At 73.8% G+C, this 11173-nt stretch carries 11 protein-coding genes; 5 read left to right on the plus strand and 6 right to left on the minus strand.

What is annotated here, in order from left to right; all coding sequences use genetic code 11:
* Position 1: 1 nt before the first annotated feature.
* From C5N14_RS30675 to C5N14_RS30680, 3 genes are all read left to right on the plus strand, one after another.
* Positions 2 to 817 carry a peptidase gene (locus tag C5N14_RS30675; protein WP_117673282.1) on the plus strand — a complete coding sequence of 272 codons (816 nt, stop codon included), beginning with the start codon at positions 2 to 4 and terminating at the stop codon, positions 815 to 817.
* 138 nt (positions 818 to 955) lie between these two features.
* On the plus strand, positions 956 to 1096 hold the full coding sequence (locus C5N14_RS32500) for a hypothetical protein (protein ID WP_165878293.1): 141 nt from the start codon (positions 956 to 958) through the stop codon (positions 1094 to 1096).
* The gene (locus C5N14_RS30680) at positions 1089 to 1745 is read left to right on the plus strand and encodes a 4'-phosphopantetheinyl transferase (RefSeq protein WP_117673284.1); all 657 of its coding nucleotides are present in this window, start codon (positions 1089 to 1091) and stop codon (positions 1743 to 1745) included. The genes C5N14_RS32500 and C5N14_RS30680 overlap by 8 nt, the downstream gene beginning before the upstream one ends.
* Positions 1746 to 1865: 120 nt before the next feature.
* Here C5N14_RS30680 and C5N14_RS33690 read toward each other — a convergent pair whose 3' ends face one another.
* Positions 1866 to 2153 carry a hypothetical protein gene (locus C5N14_RS33690; protein ID WP_243640274.1) on the minus strand — a complete coding sequence of 96 codons (288 nt, stop codon included), beginning with the start codon at positions 2151 to 2153 and terminating at the stop codon, positions 1866 to 1868.
* On the opposite strand from C5N14_RS33690, the gene C5N14_RS30685 reads away from it, so the two are divergent.
* Positions 2152 to 2814 (plus strand): DUF4352 domain-containing protein, encoded by a 663-nt coding sequence (locus tag C5N14_RS30685; protein WP_243640275.1) that lies wholly within the window; start codon positions 2152 to 2154, stop codon positions 2812 to 2814. The genes C5N14_RS33690 and C5N14_RS30685 overlap by 2 nt on opposite strands.
* Positions 2815 to 2888: 74 nt before the next feature.
* Here the strand turns inward: C5N14_RS30685 and C5N14_RS30690 are convergent, their stop codons facing one another.
* Positions 2889 to 5978 (minus strand): BTAD domain-containing putative transcriptional regulator, encoded by a 3090-nt coding sequence (locus C5N14_RS30690; RefSeq protein WP_117673288.1) that lies wholly within the window; start codon positions 5976 to 5978, stop codon positions 2889 to 2891.
* A gap of 215 nt (positions 5979 to 6193) precedes the next feature.
* On the opposite strand from C5N14_RS30690, the gene C5N14_RS30695 reads away from it, so the two are divergent.
* Positions 6194 to 7048: a hypothetical protein gene (locus C5N14_RS30695; RefSeq protein WP_128763711.1), complete on the plus strand. Its 855-nt coding sequence runs from the start codon at positions 6194 to 6196 to the stop codon at positions 7046 to 7048.
* Positions 7049 to 7165: 117 nt separating this feature from the next.
* On the opposite strand, the gene C5N14_RS30700 is transcribed toward C5N14_RS30695, so the two are convergent.
* The 4 genes from C5N14_RS30700 to C5N14_RS30715 all read right to left on the minus strand — a co-directional run.
* The gene (locus tag C5N14_RS30700) at positions 7166 to 8542 is read right to left on the minus strand and encodes a M23 family metallopeptidase (RefSeq protein WP_117673292.1); all 1377 of its coding nucleotides are present in this window, start codon (positions 8540 to 8542) and stop codon (positions 7166 to 7168) included.
* A gap of 410 nt (positions 8543 to 8952) precedes the next feature.
* Positions 8953 to 9426: a hypothetical protein gene (locus C5N14_RS30705; RefSeq protein WP_117673294.1), complete on the minus strand. Its 474-nt coding sequence runs from the start codon at positions 9424 to 9426 to the stop codon at positions 8953 to 8955.
* 312 nt (positions 9427 to 9738) lie between these two features.
* Positions 9739 to 9978 (minus strand): hypothetical protein, encoded by a 240-nt coding sequence (locus C5N14_RS30710; protein WP_117673296.1) that lies wholly within the window; start codon positions 9976 to 9978, stop codon positions 9739 to 9741.
* 2 nt (positions 9979 to 9980) lie between these two features.
* A partial coding sequence (locus C5N14_RS30715) for a helix-turn-helix domain-containing protein (RefSeq protein WP_371685943.1) occupies positions 9981 to 11173 on the minus strand: 1193 nt, incomplete at its 5' end.

The raw sequence follows: 11173 nt of genomic DNA on the forward strand, positions 1-11173 counted from the left end.
GATGCGTACCCCGCTGATCCGGTCCGGGGCGGCGCTGGCCGCCGCCACCGCCCTGGCCCTGCCGGCCGGCCCCGCGCTGGCCGGCCCGCCGCCCGCCGCCCGGGACGCGCTCGCCGCGCCCACCCCCTCCCCCGGGGCCGCCACGGTCACCAAGGCCGGCACCTCGTTCCTGACCGCCACCGCGATCACCGCCGGGCAACCGGTCCAGGTCGGCGCGTCGACCGGCGACCACCTCTACTGGTCCTTCCCGGGTCACGCCGGGCAGATCCACGAGATCGCGGCGACGGTCGGCTTCCCCAAGGGCCGCACGGGCGCGTCCACCTGGACCGTCGAGGTCTTCGACGGCCTGCGCCGGCGGCAGGCGTGCACGGCGGGGGCGCAGACCCCGACCGCCACGGCGGCGGCGACCAGCGTCACGCTCGGCTGCACGCTGCGCCAGGTCCGGTCCTGGGCGGAGCCGTGGTCGGCCGACCCGTTGCCCGGCACGTACTACGTCCGGCTCTCGGTGGTGGACCTGCCGGAGCCGGACCTCGGCCTGCCGGTCGACGTGGACCTGCTCGTCTCGGACGTGGGCGACGGCGACGCCCCGGCCGACGACGGGGAGCTGAGGGCGCCGCTGGTGCCGAACACGAAGGCCGGCACGGTGCTCACCGGTGAGCCGGCGGCGGCACCGGCCGAGGAGGAGGGCGAGAGTCTCCTCACCGGCTGGCTGCCCGAGGGGTCCTCGCGCTGGATCTGGACCACGGTCGGCGGCGTGCTGGCCGCCGTGGCCGGCGTGGTCGGCTTCGCCCTGACCCGCCGCCCGCGCCGCCCCTGACCGGTGCCCCGCCCGGCCCGCCGTCGTCGACCGGCCCGCCGGTGGCCACCCCCTTCGGAAGGGGTGGCCACCGGCGGGTCGGCCGGTGCGGCGTCCGGGGCCCCTCCGGTGTCACCGGTTGCGGTACGTTCGGCACCGATGAGCATCCGGGAGCTGACCACCGAACGGGAGCGGGTCCGCGCCTGGCTGGCCGGCGCCGACAACGGCGACCCGGCCGGTGCTGTGGGACCACTCAGCCGGACCTCGGGCTGCGCGGTGGCCGGGGCCGAAAGTGCGTGACCTGCTGCCGCCCGAGGTGGCGGTGGCTGTCGCCGAGGCGGACGACTGGGTCGGGGAGCTGCTGCCCGCCGAGCGGGCCTGCCTCGGCGAGCGGGTGGTGGAGAGCCGGCAACGGGACTTCACCGCCGGGCGGGTCTGCGCCAGGCGGGCGCTCGCCCGGCTCGGGGTGCCGTCCGTCGCCGTGCCGTCGGCGCCGAACCGGTCCCCGGTCTGGCCGGCCGGGGTGGTCGGCACCATCACCCACACCCGCGGCTACTGCGCCGCGGCGACGGCCCGCGCCGACCAGGTCCGCTCCGTCGGCATGGACGCCGAGCGGCACAAGGAACTCAACGCCGGGGTACGCCGGCTGATCGGGCTGCCCGAGGAGTGGGACGACTGCGCCCGGCTGCCGGCCGGCGTCTCCTGGCCGGCGGTGCTGTTCAGCGCCAAGGAGACCGTCTACAAGGTCTGGCACCCGGTCGTCGGCACCTGGCTCGACTTCCACGACGCCCGGGTCGAGCTGGACCCGGACTCCGGCCTGTTCACGGCCCGGATCACCGCCGCCCGACTGGACGCGGCCCCGGTGCCCGACCCGCCCGCGACGATCACCGGACGGTTCGCTGTCGACGCCGGCCTGGTCCGCACCGCCGCCATCCTGTTACCCCGCTGAGACGGTACGTGCACCCGGGACTGTGCCGGGGGCGCTACCGTCAGGTCGTCGCGATCGTGATCAGGTGCCGAGGAGTACGGTGAGCCACCCCCAGCCCCCTTACGGGCCGCAGGATCCATATCAGCCGAACCAGGAACCGACGGCGCCCGTGCCGCAGTGGCCGGCTGATCCGACCGCGCCGCTGCCCCCGCCACCCGTGTCCGGCGCGCCGTACCCGCCGCCGGTGTCGGGGGCACCGTACCCGCCGCCGGTCTCCGGCGCGCCGTACCCGCCGACCTCCGGATCCCCGTACCAGCCGCCGCAGCCGGGCGGGTTCACGCCGCCGCCCGGCCCGGACCCCGCGTACCAGCCGGGCGGATACCCGCCGCCGCCCGGCCCGGACGCGGCGTACCCGCCGGTGTCCGGCATGCCGTACCCGCCGTACCAGCCGGGTGCCGCGCCGGGCGGCCCGGGCTACCCGATCGGCCCGGTCCCGCCGACGAAGAGCAGCAAGAAGCCGATCATCATTGTCATCGCGGTCGTCGCGGCGGTGCTCGCCCTGCTCTGCTGCATCGGCGGCGTGGTGGCGCTCGGCAAGGGCGTCGACGAGGCGGCCAAGGAGGCGGAGCGGCAGCTTCCCGGGCCCGTGGAGACCAGCGGCCCGTCCTCGTCGTCGACCCCGGCGAACGGCGAGACGTTCAACCTGAAGGCCGGCCAGACCCTGGTCATCACCGACGACGAGGGCACCTTGGAGATCACGGTGCTGCGGTTCCGCACCTCGACCAAGGGCTGCAAGGCGTACTCGCCCGAGCCCGACAAGGGCCTCTACCTGATCGCGGACGTCACCGCGACGGTGAAGAAGGGCAACATGTCGATAAACCCGTTCTACTTCCAGTGGGTGGGCGACGACGGCAGCACCGAGAACGGGATCTCCGGCGCGTTCGCCGGCTGCGGCGACCTGCTCGACTCCGGCGTCAACCTGAGGGAGGGCAGCCAGCGCAGCGGCAGCGTCACCTTCGACGTGGCCGACAAGAACGGGGCGATGGAGTACCGGCACAAGCTGAAGACCGCCGGCTCCTGGAAGCCGTAGATCCGATCGTTGCTTCTACTGGTCGGACGACCGCGACATGACCCGATCGCTGAAGGGCTGAGGGCCCCTCCAACTCACGGGTGCCGCTCGGCGGGCGCCGTGCGGCCCGGGGCGGTCTGACCGACCACGAGCGGGGCGGTCCGGCACGACTGCGGTCGGGACGGCTCGGCCGTGGCGGCCAGCTTGGCCCGGGGCCGGTCGGCGTCGGGATGGCGCAGCTCGTCGAAGATGGCCGACGCCGCCCGCCAGGCCCGGCGGGCGGCGGCGAGGTCGCCGGCCGCGCGCTCGGTGTCGCCGAGGTTGTCCAGCACCTCCGCCTCGTCGTACCGGTCGCCCAGCTCGCGGTGCAGCGCCAGCGCCCGCCGGTAGCAGCTCGCGGCCTGCCCGTGGTCACCCCGCCCGTGGTGGACGTAGCCGAGGCTGTCCCAGGTCAGGGCGGCGCCGTGCCGGTCGCCGTTCTCCTCGTGCAGCCGCAGGGCCGCCCGGCAGCAGCGCAGTGCCGGCCCGGGTTCGCCGAGGCGGGCGTGCAGCCAGCCCAGGTTGTTGAGCGCCTTGGCCTGCCCGACCCGGTAGCCGGCGGCCCGGTAGAGGTCGAGTGCCCGCTGCGTCTCGTCGAGCGCCGCCCGGTGCTGGCCCTGCCGGGCCAGCACCCAGCTCACCCCGAGATGCGTGTGCGCCCGGCCGGTGTCGTCGCCCAGTTCGCGGTAGAGCTCCAGGTCACGGCCGTAGTGCAGGTGCGCCCCCCGGTGGTCGCCCAGCCAGGTGCAGGCGATGGCCAGGCCCCGGTGCGCCAGGGCCTGCCCGGCCAGGTCGCCCCGGCGCCGGGCCGCCGCCAGGGCGGTGCGGTGCGCGGCTGCCAGCTCGGGCCAGTGCCCGCGCCGGTCGAGGTACGTGGTGAGGGCGGCGGCCAGCGTCCACGCGTGCCGGTCCAGTCCGGTGCCCGCCGCCTGTTCCACGGCGGCCAGCAGGACGTGGTGTTCGGCGGCGAACCAGCCGGTCGCCCAGGCGTGGTCCGGCCGGTCGCCCACCGTCACCCCGGGCTCCGGCACCGGCAGCGTCGCCGGCCGGGCCAGCCGGTACGGGTCGAGCAGGTGGTCCGCCGCGTACGTGGCGTGCAGGTAGTGGTCGAGGAGGCGGCTCCGGGCGGCCGCCCGCTCGGCCTCCGGGTCGGCCTCGTGACACAGCTCGGAGGCGTAGGCGCGGAGCAGGTCGTGCATGGCGTACCGGCCGGGAACCCGCTCGGTGAGCAGGTTCGCCCGGGCCAGCCCGACCAGCAACGGGCCGACCCGGGACAGGGGCAGGCCGGCCAGGCTGGCCACCGCCGGCCGCGCGACGTCGGGGCCCGGGTGCAGACCGAGCAACCGGAACAGCCGGGCGGACTCAGCGTCCAGCGCCCGGTACGACCAGGAGAAGACCGCCCGGACGTCGGTCGCGGGGTCCCCGGTCTCCAGCGCGGCGAGCCGGTCCCCGTTGGTCGCCCGCAGTTCCGCGGCGAGGGAGGCCAGTGGCACGTCGGGCTGTCCGACAGCCCGGGCGGCCACGATGGCCAGCGCCAGCGGCAGGCCGGCGCAGCGCCGCACGATCTCGTTGAGTGCCGCCGGCTCGGTGCCAGCGCGACCTCGGCCGAGCCGTCGGCCCAGCAGTTCCCGCGACTCCCCGGGCGCGAGCAGGTCGAGGGTCACCGGACGGGCCCCGTCGCTGACCACCAGCCCGGTGAGCCGGTTGCGGCTGGTCACCACGACCAGGCTGCCCGGCGAGCCCGGCAGCAGGGGCCGCACCTGTTCGTCGTCGCGGGCGTTGTCGAGCAGCACCAGCACCCGCCGGTCGGCTAGCAGGCTCCGGAACAGCGCGGACTGCCCGGGCAGGTCGGTGGGCACCCGCTGGGGCGGCACGTGCAGCGCCGCCAGGAAGCCGCGCAGCGCCTCACCTGGCGGGACGGCCCGGCCGTCGAGGTCGAACCCGCGCAGGTTGACGTAGAGCTGCCCGTCCGGGTAGCGATGCGCGATCCGGTGCGCCCAGTGCACCGCGAGGGTGGTCTTGCCCACCCCGGCGGTGCCGGCGATCGCGGAGATCACGACCGCCCGGCCGGTGCCGTCCCCGCTGCCAGTGCCGCCGGTGCGGGTGATGCCGGTGGCGTCCTCGCCGACGGGGTCGCCGGGCAGCAGGCCGTCCAGCTCGCGCAGCGCCGCCGCCCGCCCGGTGAACCAGGCCGGCTCGCCGGGGAGCTGTGCCGGGGGCGGCCCGGCAGGCTGGGGCGCGACCGCCCCGGCGGGAACAGTCGCGGTGGGCCCGGCCGGCCCGGTGGCGGTGGGCGCGGCCGGCATGGCGGGCGTCGGCCCGGTGGCGGCCGGCGCCGTCGAGCCGGCGGCGGGTCGGTCCGGCCCGTCCGGCGGGGTGGGTCCGCCCGACGGTACGGCCCGGGCCGGCACCTGGCCCCGCAGCACTCGCAGGTGCGCCTCGGCCAGCTCGGTGCCCGGCTCCACGCCCAGCTCGTCGACGAGTTGGCGCCGGGTCTCGGCGTACCACCGCAGCGCGGCGGCCTGCTGGCCGCAGCCGGCTAGGGCGAGCAGGTACCGGGCCACCAGCGGCTCGCGCAGCGGGTGGGCGGTGACCAGGGGGCGCAGGGTGTGTGCGACCCCGGCGCACCGGCCGAGGCCGAGTTCCACGGCGGCGAGCCGCTCGTGGGCGGCCAGCCGCTGCTCGTCCAGGCCGGCGGCGGCGGTGGCGACGAAGGCGCCCGCCGCGCCGGCCAGCGCCGGCCCGCGCCACAGCGCCAGGCCGGCGCGCAGCAGCCGCGCCGCCTCCGCCGGTTGGCCGGCGGCCTCCTCGGCGCGGGCCTGCTCGACCGCCGCGGTGAACTCGGCCAGGTCCAGCTCCGTCCCACGTACGGTGAGCCGGTAGCCGCCGCCCTGGGTGACCAGCCGGTCGGCCGCTCCCTCGGCGCGCAGGGCCGCCCGGATCCGGGAGACGCAGACCTGCACCTGGGTCCGGGCGGTGACCGGTGGGTCGTCCGCCCAGAGCCCCGCCACGAGCTGCCCGGCGGAGACCAGCCGGTCGGCGTCGAGCAGCAGCAGCGCAAGCACCGCGCGGTGCTGGGGGCGGTCGATGGCGAGGGCCCGACCCCGGGCGGTGACCTGGACCGGACCGAGGACGGACCACCGCATGACGTTCCTCACGAGTCGTGATCGGACGACCCAAGTCTATGGACGGGATGTGCGGGGTGGCCGGCGGCAAGCCGTCGGATAGCCGTCGGATAGCCGTCGGATAGCGGGCGCCAAGCGGGGCCGCCCAGGCTTTTCCCAGCCGCCGGCGACCGACCGGCGGAGAATGGTCCGGTGCCAGCGCGCCGACCGTCCGGAGGGGACAGGGAGATCGACAAATGCGAGCAATCACGGGACGTGGCGTGCTGACGGCGGTCGTCGGGGCGGCGGCGCTGCTGGGGGCGATCGGCGGGGCGGCGCCGGCCTCGGCGGACCCCGCCGGGTTGGAGACGACCTCCGACTCGGTGGGTCCGAGCAGCGCGGACAAGTCGGCGACCGCGCGGTGCCCGGTCGGCAAGGTGGTCACCGGGGGCGGCGGGTTGCTCACCGCCGGATCGGGGGCCGAGGGACGGGTCGGGCTGGACCGGCTGGAGCCGTTGGCGAACGGCACCGGCTTCGTCGCGACGATGCGGGAGGTGGGCCCGACGAACTACGCCGACACCTGGACGCTCCAGGCCCTCGCCCAGTGCGCCACCGCGCCGGCCGGCTACCAGGTCGTGGCGACGACCGGTGCGGTCGGTACGGAGTTCGTCACGGCGAGCTGCGGGACGAAGAAGGTCATCGGGATGGGCGGGCGGATCAACAGCGGCCTGGGCGACGTCGTGCTCGACCAGGTGGTGCCGTCGTTCGACCTGACGTCGGTGACGGTCCGGGCAGTCGCGGTGCAGGGCACCTCGCCGGCCGGCTGGAGCGCCACCTCGTACGCGGTCTGCGCCACCGCGCCCGCCGGGCTGGAGCGGATCGTGGTGACGGGGACGGGCGCGAGCGACCCGCAGGACACCAAATTCAAGTCCTGCCCGGCCGGCAAGGCGCTCTACAGCGTGGGGGCGGACATCAACGCCGGCAACGGGCAGGTGCTGCTCACCGCGCTCAACATCACCGGCGGCACCACCGTGCGGGTGCGGGCGGACGAGGACGCCGACGGCTTCGCCGGCACGTGGAGCCTCAACGGGTACGGCATCTGCGGTAGCTGACCCGTGGGTCCGGGTGCCGCCAACGGTGGCGGCACCCGGACCGGATGCCGGCCGGGATCGGCCACGTCGACCGGTGCCGGCGTCGGACAGTACGGTCCCGGCGTGCCGAGGCGGCCGTCAGATGGTGTAAAGGATCTTCACCCCGCTGTTGCTCGTCGCCGAGACGGCCGTGCCACGGACGCCGGAGTTGAGGTTCCGCCAACCGTTGTTGCTGGCCGCCTCGTGCACCATCCCCCCGACCACGGTGTAGACGATCTTCACCCCGTTGAGGTTGATCGCGGCCAGCGCGTCAGCGCTGACCCCGGCGATGCCGGAGTTGAGGTTCCGCCAACCGTTGTTACTGGCCGCCTCGTGCACCATCCCCCCGGCCACGGTGTAAACGATCTTCACCCCGTTGAGGTTGATCGCGGCCAGCGCATTCGCGCTGACCCCGGCGATGCCCGTGTTCAGGTTCCGCCAACCGTTGTTGCTCGCCGCCTCGTGCACCATCCCCCCGGCCACGGTGTAGACGATCTTCACCCCGTTGAGGTTGATCGCGGCCAGCGCATTCGCGCTGACCCCGGCGATGCCCGTGTTCAGGTTCCGCCAACCGTTGTTACTCGCCGCCTCGTGCACCATCCCCCCGGCCACGGTGTAGACGTACTTGACCCCGTCGACGTTGATCACGGCCAGGGCGTTGTTGCTGACGCCGGAGATGCCGGTCCAGAGATTGCGCCACCCGGTGTCGCTGGACGCCTCGTACACCCTGCCGTCGTTGACCGTGTAGAGCAGCTTGTTGCCGTTGAGGACCATCGACGCGGTGGCCGAGCCGGTGATGCTGTTGACCGGCAGCATCTGCCAACCGCTGTGGCTGCCGGACTCGTACACCTGGCGGTTGGCGGCGACCTGTCCACAGTTCTGGCTGGTCATGTTCCGGGCCGGCGAGGTGGGGCCGGAAACGTACAGCGGACCGGTGGACGGGCTGCCGTCGGAGGTGATGCCGGAGGCCACCCCGTTGAAGTACGACTCGGTCTTGACGCCGTCGCGCACCTGCTCGTAATGCAGGTGCGGGCCGGTGGAGTTGCCGGTGCTGCCGACCCGGCCGATCTGCTGGCCGGTCGACACCCACTGCCCGGCACCGACCATCGGCGACTCGATCATGTGCAGGTAGAGCGTCCGCCAACCGCCGCCGTGATCGATGATCACGTACCAGCCGCCGCCGCTTCCCCAGCCGGCGAACGTGACGGTGCCGCCGTACGAGGCGAGGATCGGCCGGCCGTTGCTCGCCCCGCCGGTGAAGGTCATGTCGATGTCGTAGTCGTCATGGCCGTAGTAGGTGGCCAGTCTCCAGGTCTCGCCGCAGGGAAACGGCATCTGGAAGTTGGGTCGGGGGCCGGCGGCCTGGGCCGGCGTGGCCACGACAGCGGTGGTGCCCACGACCGCGAGCACCGAGGCGGCGGCGGTCGCCAATGCCAGGCAGGCCGACGTGAGGGCCCGGGCGAATAGACCCGTCATTGAGGAGTTCCCTCCGAACTGGACTACGAGTTAGATGAACGTCAATCATACTGGCGAACCGCGTCCAGAAGATCACCCCAGCAGCCAGATGCGCGTCCCGACGCAGGTCGCACTCGGCGCGGAGACGCCTTGATCACCGTCGGCGTGTGCGCCACGACGGAGTCCAGCAGCCGCACCCGATCGCGTACCGGTGACCGACGCTGTCCTGGCGCCCTCGACGGTCCTCCAACGGTGCAGAACAAAGCGACCAGGAGCAGTCGGCTGCCACTTGTCGTCGTCCGGTGTCGCTGAGCACGACCGTCATGCTGGCTGTCGCCGTCTCGTGTCGGTCAGACGTTGTAACCGGGCGGGTCGGCCGGGCCGAGGACGGCGCGGGGCTGCCGTCGTGGATCCGGTGGGTCCGGCGACAGTCAGTGGACCTGATGGACCTGATAACGGCGGTCCGGGTCGAAGGTGATGCCGGTGACGTCGTCGATGACGGCCCAGACGAAGTCCTCGTCCGGCCCCCACTCCGGGAAGGTCAGCCCCTGCTCGACCGGCAGTGGGGCGCCCTCGTTGACCACGGGTTCCCCGTCGGCGTAGACGAGACGCCGGGCCAGGGTGCGCCCGTCGTGATAGGTGAACCCGTAACTACTGCTGACGCTGGAGAAGAAGACCGACAGCGCCCGGTGGCCGGTCAGGTCGATCTCTGTCATCACGTACGTCAGGGATGGGTCCCACAACTCGTGCCACTGCCCGGTCCGGGCCGTGTAGACGACGTCGTGGCGCATGCCCGAGGTCGCCTCGTCGCCGTGGACGGCTTCTCCGGTGGCCCTCGTGACGGTGGCCAGCATGGCGAGCGGGTCGTGGCCGGCGACGAAGACCGCAGAGGTGTTCCAGCCCATGACACACAGGCTAGGCAACAGCCACCTTCCGATGCAAAGACCTGTGCGGCCGGCGCTCACCTTCGTCCCGGCGGACACAGAAGATCAGGCGGACCACCCCGGGTCACCATGCGGACCCTGCCGGCACGATCCGCGCTCAAGCGTCTCGGCGAGCAGTTCGGCACCGCATCTGCCGCTGCTGTACAAGATCGAAAAGGCCGTCTCCCACACCGGGAAACGGCCTTTGAACTGGGTGGAGCTGAGGGGATTTGAACCCCTGACCCCCTCGATGCGAACTGGCGGCGAGCGGGTCGGATCAGGTGTCGTCCGAGGTCATCCGGCCTGTTGAGGGTCGTCGCGGTCGGGTGTGGTCGGCTGGGTTGCTGTACTCCGCTGCTGTACTTCCTCGGCGGCGTCGATGACATTGCGGGCGGCGGTCGCCACCGGGCAGTCCGGTGTCCGGCAGATCGGGCAGCGGGCGTCGGCTCCGGGTTCGTGGTCGCGGAGGATCGCTCGGGCGGTGAGGATAAGCCGGTTGCGGATCTGGGCCAGAGACAGGAACGGCGCGGTCATGGTCAGGTCACCCCGAGGGCGGCGGCGAGCTGGATAATCGTCGCTGGGGCGTGTGGGTCGCGGGCGACCTGGGCGAGCACCGACCGGGCGGCGGGTCGCTGGCGTACCTCGGCCGGTGCCATGCGATCGGCGTGGACCAGTATCCGGCCGGCGTTGGTCGGGTCGTCGGCCTGGAGGTAGGCGCGGGCGGCGTCGAGCAGGTGGGCGGCGCGGTGTTCGACCGGTAGCCACCGCCAGGCGTCCCGCTTCGTGGCCTTCTCGTGCCAGGCGATGGCGTCATGTGGGTCGCCCAGTTCGAGGGCTGCGGCGACCCGGGCCAGGTCGACCGCCGTCGGCCCGAACGCGGTGCGGTGGTGGTCGTGGCCGTCACCGACGCGGGCGGCCAGGTCTGCGGCCTCGGCGATGAGTTCGGCGCTGCTGTGGTCGTCGCCGTGTCGGGCTGCGGCCAGGGCGGCCTGGATGAGCAGTGTGCCGCACAGCGACAGCTCCGGGGCTCGCGCGTCGTCGGGGTCGGGCGGGGCGATCCGATACGCGGCGGCCAGTGTCGTCGACAGGGCCGCCCGTACTCTCCCCGAGGCGCGGAGCACCTGGCCGAGTTGCACGGCTACGGCGGCCACCAGCACCGGATCGCCGGTCGCGGTGGCCATGGCCCGGTCGGCGGCGAGCCAGGCCAGGTCGGCCTCGCCGAGCTTGACCAGCAGCGATGCGGTCACCCGGTACGCCTCCACCAACGGCACCCGCCCCGCCGCCGGGTCGTCGGCGTGGGCGCGCTGCGCGCCGGCCAGCAACTCCGGCACCAACGCGATCACCTGCGGGTACCGGGCGTGCTGGAACGCAATCCACGCGTGTGCGGCATCCCGCGCCAGCCGATCAGCCGGTAACACGGGACAGCGCGCCGCCGACCGACCCAGAGCAATGTCGTACGTCGACAGGGCCACCCGGACCCGCTCAACGCCCTCGGCCCGCTCGGTCACGTCGGCCGGCTGGGCATCCCGCCCCAGCAGCACCGCCGTGTCGATCCGCAGCACGGCGGCAATGCCCTGGAGGGTGGACACCTTGTCCAGCGACCGGACACCGCGCTCAACCTTGTCGACCCAGCTCTTGGACTTGCCCAGCCGATCGGCGAACACCTGCTGAGACAGCTTGCGCCGCCCCCGCCAGTACGCCACCCGCCGACCGATGGGTAGGAGGTCAC

Source organism: Micromonospora sp. MW-13 (assembly GCF_003434305.1).
In the GTDB taxonomy this organism is placed as follows: Bacteria; Actinomycetota; Actinomycetes; order Mycobacteriales; family Micromonosporaceae; genus Micromonospora.